The 13,911-nt window shown below is 59.1% G+C and carries 14 protein-coding genes; 5 read left to right on the top strand and 9 right to left on the bottom strand.

The features are described from left to right. Positions 1-6: 6 nt before the first annotated feature. The 6 genes from tatA to ubiE all read right to left on the bottom strand — a co-directional run bounded on the left by tatA (position 7) and on the right by ubiE (position 4,193). Positions 7-246: a Sec-independent protein translocase subunit TatA gene (tatA, locus tag MDHKLMBL_RS11750; RefSeq protein WP_014578405.1), complete on the bottom strand. Its 240-nt coding sequence runs from the start codon at positions 244-246 to the stop codon at positions 7-9. A gap of 88 nt (positions 247-334) precedes the next feature. Then, positions 335-664: a phosphoribosyl-ATP diphosphatase gene (locus MDHKLMBL_RS11755; RefSeq protein WP_014578404.1), complete on the bottom strand. Its 330-nt coding sequence runs from the start codon at positions 662-664 to the stop codon at positions 335-337. 12 nt (positions 665-676) lie between these two features. Beyond that, entirely contained in the window at positions 677-1,093 is a 417-nt protein-coding gene (hisI, locus tag MDHKLMBL_RS11760) for a phosphoribosyl-AMP cyclohydrolase (RefSeq protein ID WP_008170988.1), read from the bottom strand. Between the two features lie 27 nt (positions 1,094-1,120). Continuing rightward, a complete protein-coding gene (gene ubiB / locus MDHKLMBL_RS11765) occupies positions 1,121-2,764 on the bottom strand; it encodes a ubiquinone biosynthesis regulatory protein kinase UbiB (protein WP_104270850.1) in 1,644 nt (547 codons plus the stop codon). Further along, on the bottom strand, positions 2,761-3,402 hold the full coding sequence (locus MDHKLMBL_RS11770; RefSeq protein ID WP_104270851.1) for a ubiquinone biosynthesis accessory factor UbiJ: 642 nt from the start codon (positions 3,400-3,402) through the stop codon (positions 2,761-2,763). The genes ubiB and MDHKLMBL_RS11770 overlap by 4 nt, the downstream gene beginning before the upstream one ends. Then, entirely contained in the window at positions 3,402-4,193 is a 792-nt protein-coding gene (gene ubiE, locus MDHKLMBL_RS11775; protein ID WP_014578401.1) for a bifunctional demethylmenaquinone methyltransferase/2-methoxy-6-polyprenyl-1,4-benzoquinol methylase UbiE, read from the bottom strand. Before ubiE ends, MDHKLMBL_RS11770 begins: the two co-directional genes overlap by 1 nt. A 125-nt stretch (positions 4,194-4,318) precedes the next feature. Between ubiE and MDHKLMBL_RS11780 the strand changes: the two genes are divergently transcribed. Further along, positions 4,319-4,597, top strand: a complete 279-nt coding sequence (locus MDHKLMBL_RS11780; RefSeq protein ID WP_014578400.1) for a polyhydroxyalkanoic acid system family protein — start codon at positions 4,319-4,321, stop codon at positions 4,595-4,597. 20 nt (positions 4,598-4,617) lie between these two features. On the opposite strand, the gene MDHKLMBL_RS11785 is transcribed toward MDHKLMBL_RS11780, so the two are convergent. Continuing rightward, positions 4,618-5,367 carry a DUF8198 family protein gene (locus MDHKLMBL_RS11785; RefSeq protein WP_053113119.1) on the bottom strand — a complete coding sequence of 250 codons (750 nt, stop codon included), beginning with the start codon at positions 5,365-5,367 and terminating at the stop codon, positions 4,618-4,620. 83 nt (positions 5,368-5,450) lie between these two features. Then, the gene (locus MDHKLMBL_RS11790) at positions 5,451-6,374 is read right to left on the bottom strand and encodes an alpha/beta hydrolase (RefSeq protein WP_014578398.1); all 924 of its coding nucleotides are present in this window, start codon (positions 6,372-6,374) and stop codon (positions 5,451-5,453) included. Between the two features lie 361 nt (positions 6,375-6,735). Between MDHKLMBL_RS11790 and MDHKLMBL_RS11795 the strand changes: the two genes are divergently transcribed. The 4 genes from MDHKLMBL_RS11795 (at position 6,736) to MDHKLMBL_RS11810 (ending at position 13,078) form a co-directional block, all read left to right on the top strand. Further along, a complete protein-coding gene (locus tag MDHKLMBL_RS11795; protein ID WP_092030609.1) occupies positions 6,736-8,142 on the top strand; it encodes a WS/DGAT domain-containing protein in 1,407 nt (468 codons plus the stop codon). 187 nt (positions 8,143-8,329) lie between these two features. Continuing rightward, on the top strand, positions 8,330-9,430 hold the full coding sequence (locus MDHKLMBL_RS11800; RefSeq protein WP_104270852.1) for a porin: 1,101 nt from the start codon (positions 8,330-8,332) through the stop codon (positions 9,428-9,430). A 239-nt stretch (positions 9,431-9,669) separates the two neighbouring features. Continuing rightward, on the top strand, positions 9,670-10,839 hold the full coding sequence (gene nosP, locus MDHKLMBL_RS11805; protein ID WP_425269242.1) for a nitric oxide-sensing protein NosP: 1,170 nt from the start codon (positions 9,670-9,672) through the stop codon (positions 10,837-10,839). Beyond that, a complete protein-coding gene (locus tag MDHKLMBL_RS11810; RefSeq protein ID WP_104270895.1) occupies positions 10,817-13,078 on the top strand; it encodes a hybrid sensor histidine kinase/response regulator in 2,262 nt (753 codons plus the stop codon). Before nosP ends, MDHKLMBL_RS11810 begins: the two co-directional genes overlap by 23 nt. Before the next feature lie 79 nt (positions 13,079-13,157). On the opposite strand, the gene MDHKLMBL_RS11815 is transcribed toward MDHKLMBL_RS11810, so the two are convergent. After that, complete coding sequence (locus MDHKLMBL_RS11815) at positions 13,158-13,835, bottom strand: response regulator (RefSeq protein ID WP_062786421.1); 678 nt, start codon at positions 13,833-13,835, stop codon at positions 13,158-13,160. Positions 13,836-13,911: the final 76 nt, after the last annotated feature.

Raw genomic sequence — 13,911 nt, forward strand, 5'->3', positions numbered from 1 at the left:
CTGGTCTCAGCTGTGGGACTTGTCCCGGGGCTTGTCTTCGGCCGCCGCTTGTTGCTGTGGCTGCTCCCCTTCCTTGCCTTCCAGGGATTCCTGGTTCTCGGCCTTGGAGTCCTCATCGCTCATGGACTTCTTGAAGCCGCGAATGGCACCACCGAGGTCGCTGCCGATGTTGCGAAGCTTCTTGGTTCCGAACAACAGAATGACAATGCCGAGTACGATAAGTAATTGCCAGATGCTGATACCCATTACGGGGTCCTCATTTTAATGTTTCTGTTCAATGACATTGTACGTTACCAGAACCGTTACGCGGAAACCCCTTTAGAGGTATTACCGCTCACTTGTTCCTCGACGCTTTTTCTTCCAGGCCTGACAGATCGAACCGGCTGGCCAGTTCGTCCAGGATGTCCTTCGGGCCAAGGCCCAGTCTCGACAGCATGACCATGCTGTGGAACCAGAGGTCGGCGGTTTCATAAACCACGTCCCGGGTTTCCCCGGAATGCTCTGCGTCCTTGGCTGCCAGCAGGGTTTCCGTGCACTCTTCCCCCACTTTTTCCAGGATCTTGTTCAGGCCCTTGGCGTGGAGGCTGGCTACATAGGAGGTTTCCGGGTCTGCCTCTTTCCTGGCCTCCAGAACCCTCGCCAGGTTTTCCAATACATCGCTCACAGTCCGTGCTCCTCAGTTGCTGCCGTAAATAGTGCCGGGGTCCTTGATCACCGGGTCAACGCTGACCCACTGACCGTCTTTCAAAGTCCGGTAGAAGCAGCTGCGTCTGCCAGTATGGCAGGCGATGCCGCCTTTTTGTTCTACTTTCAGCAGGATGACGTCCTCGTCGCAGTCCAGTCGAATGTCCCGGATGACCTGTTGGTGCCCCGAGGTTTCCCCTTTGCGCCAGAGCTTGCCCCGGGAGCGCGACCAGTATACGGCGTGGCCTTCTTCGGCGGTCAGCCTGAGCGACTCGCGGTTCATCCAGGCCATCATCAGGATGTCGCCGGTGTCGGCGTCCTGGGCGATGGCCGGAACCAGGCCGTCCTCTGTCCAGCGAATGGCATCCAGCCAGTCAGGGGTCTCGACGTTATCCGAGCTATTTTGCATTTTTGTGAATCCTGAAATCTTTATCGGTTATCGGCTGCCCCGGAGCATGAGCCCGCCGGCGACGGCAAACAGGGCCCAGCTCCAGGCAGGCACGCTTTCAATCCACTGCCGGCTCTCGGGCTGAGTGCCCAGAAAGCCGCCGGCAATGAGCAGTACCGCCAATGTCGCCCGCCGCCAACGCCGCTCGGTACGGATCTGCTGCTCCCGGAGCAACGCCAGTGTTGCCCGGTTCTGGGGCTCGGTGGGCCCCGCCTGCCGCAGTTGCAAGAGCGCATCGTGCACCAGCTGGGGCATTTCCGGCGACTGTTCCAGCCAGGAGGGAAGGTGCGACTGCAGCGACTTGATCAGCCCCGAAGGGCCAATGCGTTTGCGCATCCAGGTCTCGAGGTAGGGTTGCGCGGTGCTCCACAAATCCAGATCCGGATACAGCTGTCGGCCCAGACCTTCAACGTTCAGGAGGGTTTTCTGCAGCAGAACGAGCTGGGGCTGCACTTCCATATTGAACCGCCGTGCCGTCTGGAACAGGCGCAACAGGAAGTGGCCGAACGAGATATCCTTCAACGGCTTCTCGAAGATGGGCTCGCAAACAGTACGTATGGCCGCCTCAAACTGGTTCACTGGCGTGTCGGGCGGTACCCAGCCGGACTGAATATGCAGCTGCGCAACCTGCCGATAATCCCGGCGGAAAAAGGCCAGAAGGTTTCGGGCAAGATAGCTCTGGTCATCCGGTGCCAGGGTGCCAACGATGCCGAAATCGATGGCGATATATCGGGGATCCGAGGGATTGGACGTATCCACAAAGATGTTGCCCGGATGCATGTCGGCATGGAAGAAGCTGTCCCGGAACACCTGGGTAAAGAAAATTTCCACGCCTTTTTCAGCCAGTACCTTCATGTCGACGCCGGCGGCCTTCAGAGCCGCAGTATCGGCAATGGGGATGCCGTGAATCCGCTCCATCACCAGCACGGATTTGCGGGTGTAGTCCCAGTCGATAAAGGGAATGTAGATCAGCGAGGAGTTTTCGAAATTCCGGCGCAGCTGGCTGGCGTTGGCGGCCTCGCGCTGGAGATCCAGCTCATCGTGAATGGTGGAATCGTAGTCGGCTACCACTTCCATCGGGTGCAGGCGCTTGCCTTCGGACCAGTATTTTTCCAGCAGGCCAGCCATCAGGTACATCAGGGCCAGATCCTGACGGATTACCTTCTCTATGCCCGGTCGCAGAACTTTCACGACTACCTTCTGGCCGTTGCGCAGGGTGGCTGCATGCACCTGGGCAACCGATGCCGAGGCAAGCGGGTCCGGACTGAATTCGGCAAACAGGTCCGAAACCGGGGCACCGAGGGAGGTTTCGATAATGCTCCGGGCTTCATTGCTCGGGAACGGCGGTACCCGGTCCTGGAGATTCTTCAGGGATTCCGCCATGTCGTCCGGCAGAAGATCCCTTCGGGTAGAGAGGATCTGGCCGAACTTTACGAACACGGGGCCCAGTTCCTCCAGCGCCAGCCGAAGGCGGTCGCCACGATCGAGCTTCGGTTGCGGGAACAGGTGCCAGGGCGCCAGCAGGAAAAACACCTTCAGGGGCGCGGGCAGCTCTGCGATAGGCAGGAACGTGTCCAGCCGGTAACGGCAGAATACCCAGGCAATTCGGAACAGGCGTTGCAGGCGGGTCACAGGTTCTCCGATTCGTCAGTCTTGCCGCGGTTTTCAATCAGATTAAGCCGCGCTTCCAGTCTTTCCGTGCGCAGGTTCAGTTCGTCGATATCCTCGAACGTAGCTTCCAGCTCCCGCCGACCGGGCAGGGCGCGACTTTCCTCGTGCACATACTCCTCGATGTTGGCATTCAGGGACTGAAAGGCCTGTCGACTCCATCGGATAGCGCCGCGAACCCGTTGGCCGAGGAAGTGTGCGGGCACATCGCCGATGTGCCGGGCCATGGCGGCTTCCCAATCCGGTTCAAGCTGGTTCAGAGCTCGTTGCAGCTGATGGGCCAGCGCTGTGTCGCCGGTCACGTCAAGACGGCCGTCGGCAAAGACCCGGTCATCGCCGGTGGCCAGCGCTGCAAAGGCGATGGGTTTGCCGGTGATCTCGAGCGCTGGCTGTTCGACCGGCTGACTGCCGACGCGGACGCGGTTTCCGGCCCGGTCCAGGGTGTAGGTCAGGGCAATCGGGTCGGTGATATTGAACTGAACCGGCCCCGCCAACGCTTCCATCAAGGCACTATGCCCCGCCTGATCCAGTTCCAGTGCCCGGTTCAGGGCACTTTCCAGGATAGCGGAGACAGCGGAAAGCAGGGTGGGGCCGGGAAACATCAGGGCTTGATTCCCACGTGCAGGGCGACGATACCGCCGGTCATGTTGTAGTACTTGCAGTTCACCAGGCCGGCGTTCTCCATCATGCCCTTGAGGGTGTCCTGGTCGGGATGCATGCGGATGGATTCGGCCAGGTACTTGTAGCTTTCACTGTCGCCGGCGATGAGCTGGCCCATCAGGGGCAGGGCGGAAAAGGAGTAGGTGTCGTAGGCCTTGCTCAGCAATGGATTGGTCGGCTTGGAGAATTCCAGGATCATCAGCTTGCCGCCGGGCTTGAGAACCCGGGTCATGTCGCGCAGGGCCTGGTCTTTATCGGTGACATTGCGCAGACCGAAGGCGATGGATACCGCATTGAAGTTGTTGTCCGGAAACGGCAGATGCTCGGCATCCGCCTGTACGTATTCAATGTTGCCCGCATAGCCGCGATCGGTCAGCCGGCTGCGGCCCACCTGCAGCATGGAGGCATTGATGTCGGCCAGCACCACCTTGCCGGACGGACCCACAAGGTCTGAAAACTTCATGGTGAGATCGCCAGTGCCGCCGGCAATGTCCAGCACCTGGTGGCCGGGACGCACGCCCGAAAGCTCAATGGTGAAACGTTTCCAGAGCCGGTGAATTCCCATGGACATCAGGTCATTCATGAGGTCGTACTTGCCCGCCACACTGTGGAACACCTCGGCCACCTGGCTCGCTTTCTGGCTCTTGGGCACATTGCGAAACCCGAAATGGGTTACGTCGTCCTGGCCGTTGCTGTTTGCGGCCTGGTTGGCTGGCGTTTGCTGCTCGCTCATGGGGCATGTCCTGTCAGAATCTGAACCCCGTATTCTAACCGCTGACGGGGTTGCTACAAGGGTGGCGGTGAGTTAAATAGCGCCCTAAACTGTAAATCTATCCAAATCCGAGAGAAAACCGCTTCATGTCTGTAATTGATGTACATCGCCCGCACACCCTGGATCAAGAACACGCAAGGCAGGCCGCAGAATCCCTTGCCAAAGACCTGTCCAGTCAGTTTGACGTGCATTATGAGTGGGAAGGCGACCACCTGAAGTTCAAGCGCAGTGGCGTCAAGGGGCACCTGAACATCACGCCGACAGACCTGCACATTCACCTGGAGCTGGGCATGATGCTGCGGCCCTTCAAATCGCGGATCGAGCAGGAAATCCACTCCCAGCTGGACCAGATCATCAAGGCCTGAGCCAGCCAACTATCCCCGGCTCAGAGGTTTTCCGGCAGGCTGAACGGGTCCGGGTGATGGTCGAGAATGTTGCGCATTACCCGCTGCTCCCGGGAAACCAGCCGGTCGATCAGTAGCTCCACATCGTCCATCTTCCGGAAGGCGGAATAGCCCCGGTGCAGGAAGCTGTGCAGATCCGTCAGATCGGCCATCTCTGCCGGGCCCCGGGTCATCGATAGCAGCCATCCAAGGGTGCGGTTGCGGACATAGCGATCAAGTTGCTGGCCAACGTCTGCCACCAGGGTAATCTGTTTCTCTCTCTGCGCCAGCCGTCGGCTCTCCCGGTAGGCTGCACAATAGGCGTCCGTGGTGATTGCCCGCGCAGACACACCTTGCTGATGGAACAGTTCGGCGAGCTCCAGGTCCAGCTGTTGGGTGATCAGGTTCAGTTCCACGAGGCCGGCGAAGGTGTCCAGCAGATTATCTGGCAACCACTTCACCATTTTGGGAAACACCCGATCAATATTGTCGTCCCGGCGGGTCATGCCGGCCGGGGCGTAGAGGTCGGTCAGCAGAAATTCGAGGCCGTGGTGATATCCGGGATGGCGATAAAGATCCTCATGGGTCGACTTCAGCCGCTCCGCCTGCCAGTCGGCGACGGAGACGGCGTGTTCCATCAGCGGATGCTCGGCTTTCAGGCGCCGGAAATCATGGTAGTCCAGAAGCAGTTGCTGCAGCCGGCGAGCGCTTTCAGAGCGGGCTTCGGTAGCGACGAGGCGCTCACGGTACATGGGCGATGGCTCCACTAAACCTGAGGAAAAGAGCGTAGTTTAGCGGAGCTGCAGTGGTCTTGCAGCAGGGTGCAAGCCGGGCGTCAGCCCTGCGCGGCTGTCGGGAGCGTTTCGAACCCCGGAACCCATTCCTTGCTGTCCAGCGTAATGAAGTGGCTCGGTGCCTCGGTTTCCACGATGCGCATGGTGGTCGGGCTCTGGCGGGCGCTGGCCAGCATGGATGAGCGATCGAGAATGCGATCCACGGCAGGGATCAGGAAGGTGCCGTGGCGCACATGGCCGTAGACACTGCTGTCCGTCCGCGCCATCCAGTCCATGATGTTCTCGATGTTACGAACAATGGTCAGGTGATCCTTGGTGGCTGAGAACAGCTTGCTCAACAGCTGCTTCTTGCGCGGATTCATCTTGCCGAAAAAGGTCTGGCCATAGGCCGACGACGGAGCGCTGTTGATCAGACGGATCAGCCAGGGCCACATGCCGTGACTGACCGGTTCCAGAATGGTGGTTACCAGAGCTGAGAGCTTGCCGTTGGGGAGTACCGGTGCCTCCAGAACCACTTCCACGTCATCATAGAGCTCGGGCCATTGCTTGATGGCCTCGAGAATGACCGCTCCGCCACGGGAATGTCCATGAACCCGGATGTTCTGAGTAGTCGGGAGGCTGGAGAGCGCCTGGTTAAGAATGCAGGCGTCGTACTCGATCGTGCCTTCCAGCTGCTTGATCGGCACTTCCCATTCCGGCGTTTCCGGCGTAACGCCGTTTACCGGGATGTGGTAGTTGCTGCAGGTGAGCAGGATCAGTTCAGTGGTCGGCGCTTCATAGGCCTGGGTGAAGTAGCAGTGATTTTCCAGAAAGCCGTGCACGCCAATTACGGTCTGCTCCGCTTTGCCGCTGTGGTTGCGAACGGAAACAGCGCCCTTGCCGACGCGATACACATGCCCGGAAAACATTTCCGAGTAGGCGCTTTCAATCGGTTTGATCAGCTTGCGAACATGGCTCGCTTTCATAACTGTTCTCCCACCCAGCACGGCAATGGCCTGTTGTTGGAATTTGGTTGTGCTGGTAAGCCTTTTGTACCCCGATCATCTCGTTATGTTACTGGCTCTGAGTACGGATTTTTTGATGTCCCAGGGCCAATCGATCACGGATCGGCAGCGTTTAATAACCATTGCACCAAGGCTTATAACCAGTATAGGACTGAACAGTTACTCACGTGTAATTTTTTGTAACAGCGTGCGCTGGTGCCGCATATGGAGACGGCGCGGCTTGTCTGGCACAATGCGGAGTTAGGTTTTTACTTAGGGCGCCTCGTGCTTGGCATTGGATCCAGGGCCCCTTTCTTCATTACTTCTCCAGGGACGTTCGGGTTTGAGTCACGAGCAATCGCATCTCCTGCTACCTGCTGATTCGGCCTGGCTGGCCCTGGAGCGCCCGGAAAACCCCATGACCATCACCGTGATGTTGCGGGTTGATGGGCTTACTGCGCCCCGTTTCAGGGAGTTTCTGCGGGTGTACTGGATGGCCTGGGAGCGTTTCCGGTACATGCCCGTCAAGCGCTCACCTGCCTGGTGGTGGGAGCAGGATCCGACGTTTGATGTTAGCCACCACCTTGATGTGGTTGTGGATCGTTTCACGCCCGACAGCCTTCAGGAATGGGTGTCCGCGCGTCTGAACCAGCCTCTGCCCATGTATCGCCCGCGCTGGAAATTCTGGCTTGCGCCCAATGCCGAGGGTGGGGCGGTGCTACTGCTGCGCATTCACCACTGTTACGCCGATGGCCTGTCTCTGCTGGGCATCTTTGACCGACTGTGCCCGCCCTCTCCCCAGCAGCATCCCGCCATTTACGGCGCCCCCGAAATCGCGGAGCTGTCACGCTGGACGGCTGCGGCAAAGGCCTGGTTCGGGCAACTGATGGCATCCGAAGAGCCTTCTGAAGAATCCCACGGTGCTGGCAATGCAGACCGGTCCGCCGGTAATCAATGGCAGGACGCGGGTCGCTTGCTGGAGCGGGTCGCCCAGAAGAGCCTGAAGCTGGTCAATGAATTTTCGGAGTTCCTGGTGGAGCCGGAAGACACGGCGACGGATCTCAGGCAGCCGTTGCTGGGGAGGCGACATTGTCGCTGGTCCGAGCCAGTGCCCCTCGACCGCTTCAGAAACATTGCCCGAGCTACCAATGTAACCATCAACGATGTGTTGCTGAGCTGTGTGGCGGCGGCTGTGCGCACCCGCCTGGGCATTGAAGGCGAGGACCTCGATGAAGCCGTGCTGCATGCCGCCGTACCGGTGGATATTCGCAGTCGCCTGCCCGAGGAGCTCAAGCCGGCACCCGGCGCGCTGGGCAATTATTTTGGCACCGTGTTTGTACCTTTGCCGGTGGATGGTGAAAGTCCCCTCGAGCGACTTTTCCGCATCAAGCACGAAACCCGCCGTCTTAAGAAAAGCTGGCAGCCCGGCATTGCCTGGGGTCTCGCGGCCAGCGCCACGATTGTTCCAGAGCCTTGGCGGGAGCCGTTGGCCGAGGTGTTCTACCGCAAGGCCAGTGCCGTGGTGTCCAACGTGCCCGGCACTCCGGAGGCCCGGTATATTGCCGGCTGCCGGATAACCGAACAGATGTTCTGGGTGCCCCAGGCCGGGGATATCGGTTTGGGCATCAGCATTGTCAGCTACGCCGACCAGGTGCAGTTTGGCGTCGTTGCCGATGAGGCCGTCATGGCCGACCCCGAAGACTTCCTCAACGACTGCCTGCAGGAACTGGCTCAGTTCCCCGGCGACTGATCCGCCGGGTCGTACTCCCAAAGTTTCAATTCAAGTGCCTCCCAAATGAGCAGAAAACCTGCTCCGTCGAAGCATTTTCCCCCTCCCTCGCATCACCGACCATGGAATTCAGGCGACAGACCGCGCCTGGGGCGTCCGGATGATCCGGGCCTCCGATCCCAGATTTCCAAAAACAACCGGGGGAACTATGAAAAACAATAACGTCAGAAAGTCAGGGTTAGCGATTGCCATGGCAGCGGCCATGGGCGCCAGCGCAGGAGCCAATGCCGCTGTTGAGCTGTATAACCAGGACGGCACCAGCTTTTCCGTGGATGGCTACTTCAACGCATTCTACGTAAACCGTGACGACAAGCAGAACGACGTTCGGGATTCCCGCATCAAGATGGGCTTCCTGCCGAACACCATCGGCTTCAATTTCAGCAAGGATATGGGTGATCTGACCCTGGGCGGACGTTCTTCGTTCTGGACCACCATCAATGACAGTCTTGATTCACCCACAGACACCGCCATCGACGTGCGTCAGTTCTATGCCACGGTAGACGGCGATTTTGGTCAGGTGCTGATTGGTAAGGACTTCGGCCTGTATGCCCGCTCCAACATTTTCCTCGACGAAATCCTGATGGGATTCGGTTCCCCGGGCGTTGCCGGTGGCGTTTCCTTCGGCAATATCCGCGCAGGCTATCCTTACCCGACACCCTCCGCCCAGATTACCTATCGCTCGCCGGATATGGGCGGCCTCAAAGTCGCGGCCGGTGTGCTGGATCCCGCCGATACGGTCACCGGCGCCAACGATGAAAACGCCGCACCCCGCTTCGAGTCCGAGGTAACCTATAACGCCAACCTGAACGACGTGGCCCTGACCGGCTGGGTGAACGGCCGCTACCAGTCTGCCGAGAACGGCACGACAACCGTCGACAGCACGGGCCTCGGGTACGGTATCAAGGCGTCGGTCGCGGGACTGACCCTGGCTGCTTCCGGTTTTACTTCCAAGGGTGACAACCCGGTTCTGATCGGCAACGGTGCGGTGACCGAAGACGATGCCGACGGCTTCCTGGTTCAGGGCTCCTATGCCTTCGGTGCCAATCGCGTTGTGCTTTCCTACGGCGAGACGGACGCTGAAATCCTGAATCTGGAAACCGAGAGCACAACGCTCGGGTTCTTCCACGATGTAAACAGCAACTTCAAGCTGGTTGCCGAGTACAACATGTACGAAGACAACAACCGCACCACCGGTGCAACCACCACTGAGGCGGACACCATCGCCCTTGGCGCCATCGTGATGTTCTAAGCCCTACCTGGCGTTGCGGGTGGCGGGAGGCCCCTCGCAGCGCCGGTTTGTCTAAGACTAAAGTGCCGGTTTGCCTGGACGGAAACCGGCAGCGCCACCAGGCATTGATTCAGGAGGCAGTTTAATCAATGGCTTACGATCATTTTGGCGCGCCTATTAAAAGCACTGAAGTCGCATTGGCTGCGTTTACGGATGCCGTAGAATCGGTGAAAAGTCATCCGTTTTCGGGAACCGCGTTTATGAAGCCAGCGACGACCCTGCCTGCGGTCCGGGTAGCGAGCTCCAGCGTTCGCGATCCTATGTTGGCCGCCACCAATCTCGCCAGCCAGCTCAGCCACGAGCATCTTGGCTGTGTGCTTTTTTTCTGTTCTGCGGAATACGACCTGGGTCGACTTGGTAGTGCCCTCGAGCACAGTTTTCAGGGTGTGCGTGTCTGCGGCTGCACTTCGGCCGGGGAGATCACACCGGACGGCTACGGACGTGGATACATCACCGCCATCGGCTTTGACAGCCGCTATTTTGCCATCGATTGCGCCCTGATCCGGGAACTGGACCGGTTCACCCTGCAAGATGCCCAGGGCGTAATCGACGGCCTGCTTTCAACCTGTCGGGACGCCAGGCTGGCGCCGGTCAAGGGCAACACCTTTGCCATTACGCTGCTGGACGGTCTGTCGAGTCGTGAAGAGCTGGTGCTGGCAACGCTCAATTCGGCGCTCGGCACCATTCCCCAGTTCGGCGGCTCCGCCGGCGACGATGAGCGCCTGGCCAACACCCATGTGTTCTACGATGGCCAGTTCCACACCGGAGCCGCCACGGTGTTGCTGGTGAACACACCGCTGGATTTCCGGGTTTTTTCCACGCACCACATGGTCGAGCGCAGTGAAAAGCTGGTCGTGACCGACGCCTGCGCGGAAAGCCGCACGGTGTATGAGCTTAATGCAGAGCCGGCAGCTGATGCCTATGCCCGCGCCGTTGGTGTGGATGTCGAAGCACTGGATCGCAAGGTCTTCGCACTCAGGCCCATGGGAGTAAAAATCGGCGGTCACTATTTCGTCCGATCGGTGCAGCGGGTGAATCCGGACAAGAGCCTGACTTTCTACTGTGCAGTGGAAACGGGAATCGTGATGACGGCGATGGCGCCGGAATCCCTGCTGGACAGCGTTCGCACCCAGATCGAGGCGGCAGAGCAGGTCGTGGGGCCGCCCCTGGTTACGATTGGCTGCGATTGTTTTCTGCGACGGCTGGAGGCTGAACTGACCGGGGAAGTGGAGGCAGTCTCGGAGTTCCTTCGCCATCACAAGGTGATTGGCTTCAATACCTATGGCGAGCAGTTCGACGGTATGCATATCAACCAGACGTTTACGGGGGTGGTCATTGGCCAGCCTGATGTCCGTTCCGGACAAGATTGAAGCACCCGTCGAGGACGAGCGGGACCAGCGAATTGCCGAGCTTGAGGCGGAGAACGAGCGTCTGAGGCGGATTCGCGATGCCCTGATTGTCCGGGTGGAGTCCGGCTCTGCCCATAAGCCGGAGCCCTACGCGGCCTTCGAGCACTCGGTGGTGCTTGCCGAGCAGGTTCGGGAGCGAACCGAGGCGTTGAACCAGGCCATGGAACAGCTCAAGGGCAGCAACAAGGCCCTGAATCGGGCCCGGGAAGAAGCCGAGACAACCCGCCAGAGGTTGAGCGATGCCATCGAGAGCATTGCCGACGGCTTTGTGCTGTTTGATAACCAGCATTGCCTGATCCAGAGCAACAGCCGGTTCCGGAGCTACTGGCGGCATGCCGGTGTTGAGGCGCCAGGCCAAGGCACCTGGATTTCAGACGTGAAGCGGCAGGCGGTGGCCTGCGGTCTGGTTCTGGAGGAACACAGCCATCCGGATTCGGAAGGCGTGGTGTTTCTGCTGGCCAACGGCCGCTGGGTTCAGGTTACCGAGAGACCGACCCGGGAAGGCGGGTTGGTCGTGCTCTACTCCGACATCACCGATGTGAAGAACAGCGAAATGGCCCGGCGGATCAAGGCGCTCGAAGAAAGCGAGCGCTGGATTCGGGTGGTGACCGACCATGTTCCGGCGCTGATTGCCTACATCGGGGCCGATATGACCATCCAGTTCTGCAACAAGGTCTACGAGTCCTGGTACGGGCGCAAAGGTGAGTCGCCACTCGGCAAGCGCCTCAACGAGGTACATTCGCCCGAGTTCTACCAGCGCCTACTTCCCCAGATCCTCGATGTCATGGACGGCCACAATGTCACATTTGAATTCGAGGAGACCGGTGAGCAGGGTGAGGTGCGCCACATGCTGCGCTCCTACGTTCCCAATTTCGATGAGCAGGGAGACATCATCGGTTTCTTTGTGTTGATACGGGACATCACCGACCGCCGCAAGACCGCCCTGGCACTGGAACAGGCCTATGACAACCTGGAGCGACGGGTGAAGGAGCGCACCGCGGCCCTGACCGGCCTGAACAACCAGCTGCGCCAGGAAATCACCGAACGGGCTGCCGTAGAAGCCCGGCTTCGGGATGCCAAGCTGGAGGCCGAGAGGGCCAATCTCTCGAAAACCAAGTTCCTCGCTGCGGTCAGCCATGACTTGCTGCAACCTCTGAATGCCGCACGGTTGTTTACCAGTGCTCTGCTGGAACAGTCGTTCGGGCCCAAGGCGGAAGGCCTGGTTCGGTCGGTCAGTACCTCTCTGGACGACGTCGAAAACCTTCTGGGCACCCTGGTGGATATTTCCAAGCTCGATGCCGGCGTTATCAAACCGGATGTCACCGCCTTTGATCTTCGGGACCTGCTCAATAACATCGCCCGGGAATTCCGGCAGATGGCCACGGCCGAGGGGCTGCAACTGGATTTCGTTGCCAGCTCCGCGATTGTGGAGTCGGATTCCCAGCTACTGGCTCGGATCCTCCGGAATTTCCTGACCAACGCCATCCGTTATACCGGCAACGGCCGGATTCTGCTTGGCTGCCGTCGACAAACGGACCATGTCCTGTTGCAGGTGTGGGATACCGGCCCCGGTATTCCCGAAGACAAGCTCACCGAGATCTTCCAGGAATTCAAACGCATCCGTCCGGCCGGCTCACAACCCGATAAAGGCCTGGGGCTTGGTCTGGCCATTGTGGACAAGATATCGCGCATGCTTGGGCATGAGGTGACGGTGAATTCCATTGAGGGCAGGGGATCAGTGTTCAGCGTCCGGGTCCCCATTGGCAAACTGAAGCCGAGGCAGCCGACGGCCGACCAGAATCGAGCCGCGTCTTTCGATAGTGGTCTTGGCGGTGCCCGGATCTGGGTGATCGACAATGACCAGTCTATTTGCCAGGGCATGCAAACCCTGCTCGAAGGTTGGGACTGCCAGGTGGTGACGGCGGTGTCCCTTGAGGATCTCGAGCGTCAGCTGGATCCGGCTACCAGTGCAGTGGACCTGATCCTGGCGGACTATCATCTGGACAACGATGAAAACGGCGTGGATGTGGTGGCGGAGATCAATGGCCGCCGGAGATGTCCGGCGCCAGTGGTGATGATTACGGCTAACTACACCAATGAACTCAAGCAGCATATCCGCGAACTTGGGCACCTGCTGATGAACAAGCCGGTGAAGCCTCTGAAGCTGCGCAGTGCGCTGAGTCATCTACTGAGAAGCTGACTGCGGTCTCATACGAAAAGGGTCAGATGAACATGTCACCTGACCCTTTTTGCTTTTAGCCTGTCAAACCCTGACCTTATTACCGCTTCAGATACTGACTGAAATCCACATCGCTGGCAGAGAGAATCGCCTGCACGCGGTTGTGAACCCCGAGCTTGCGAAGTATCGCTGATACATGGGCCTTCACCGTGGTCTCGGCGATGTTCAGGTTATAGGCGATCTGCTTGTTGGATTCGCCCTTGGACATGCGCTCGAGCACCAGCAGCTGCCGACGTGTCAGTGAGTTGAGCAGCTCCGGTGAAATCGGGTTGTCTTCATTGCGACTACGACGAGTATTGCTCTCCTTGCCGGTTCGGATGATGTCCGAAGGCAGATAGACATTGCCGTTCAGGATCTGCTGGATGGCCTCGGTCATCTGGGCCCTGGGCGAGGACTTGGTAATGAAGCCGCAGGCGCCGTAGGTAATGGCCTGCAGCACCACCTGCTTGTCTTCCTCGGCAGAGACAATAACCACCGGAATCGTCGGGGCTTCGTTGCGCAGGGTGATCAGGCCGTTAAGACCATGCATGCCGGGCATGTTCAGGTCCAGCAGGATCAGGTCCAGGTCGTCATTCTCACGGGTAATGTCGAGAGCGCTGTCCAGATCGTCGGTTTCGATGATCTCGCTGCCCTCAAAGCCAGAGGCGATAACGCTGCTGATGGCTTCCCGGAACAGTGGGTGGTCGTCGGCAATCAGGATCTTGTAAGCCGGCTCCATGGATGGGTCTACCTGTTTGTTTTCAGTGTCGGGAATGGCTTCCGAATCATGATAACGGTTTTCGGAAGAGAGTGCG

Origin of the sequence: Marinobacter flavimaris, assembly GCF_002933295.1 — a bacterium.
GTDB classification, from domain to species: domain Bacteria; phylum Pseudomonadota; class Gammaproteobacteria; order Pseudomonadales; family Oleiphilaceae; genus Marinobacter; species Marinobacter flavimaris.

Excerpts from the sequence above, each read along its gene's own strand:
- tatA (WP_014578405.1), bottom strand. The coding sequence starts at position 246 with ATGGGTATCAGCATCTGGCAATTACTTATCGTACTCGGCATTGTCATT.
- hisI (WP_008170988.1), bottom strand. The coding sequence starts at position 1,093 with ATGCAAAATAGCTCGGATAACGTCGAGACCCCTGACTGGCTGGATGCC.
- MDHKLMBL_RS11770 (WP_104270851.1), bottom strand. The coding sequence starts at position 3,402 with ATGTTTCCCGGCCCCACCCTGCTTTCCGCTGTCTCCGCTATCCTGGAA.
- ubiE (WP_014578401.1), bottom strand. The coding sequence starts at position 4,193 with ATGAGCGAGCAGCAAACGCCAGCCAACCAGGCCGCAAACAGCAACGGC.
- MDHKLMBL_RS11780 (WP_014578400.1), top strand. The coding sequence starts at position 4,319 with ATGTCTGTAATTGATGTACATCGCCCGCACACCCTGGATCAAGAACAC.
- MDHKLMBL_RS11785 (WP_053113119.1), bottom strand. The coding sequence starts at position 5,367 with ATGTACCGTGAGCGCCTCGTCGCTACCGAAGCCCGCTCTGAAAGCGCT.
- MDHKLMBL_RS11790 (WP_014578398.1), bottom strand. The coding sequence starts at position 6,374 with ATGAAAGCGAGCCATGTTCGCAAGCTGATCAAACCGATTGAAAGCGCC.
- MDHKLMBL_RS11800 (WP_104270852.1), top strand. The coding sequence starts at position 8,330 with ATGAAAAACAATAACGTCAGAAAGTCAGGGTTAGCGATTGCCATGGCA.
- nosP (WP_425269242.1), top strand. The coding sequence starts at position 9,670 with ATGAAGCCAGCGACGACCCTGCCTGCGGTCCGGGTAGCGAGCTCCAGC.
- MDHKLMBL_RS11810 (WP_104270895.1), top strand. The coding sequence starts at position 10,817 with ATGTCCGTTCCGGACAAGATTGAAGCACCCGTCGAGGACGAGCGGGAC.
- MDHKLMBL_RS11815 (WP_062786421.1), bottom strand. The coding sequence starts at position 13,835 with ATGGAGCCGGCTTACAAGATCCTGATTGCCGACGACCACCCACTGTTC.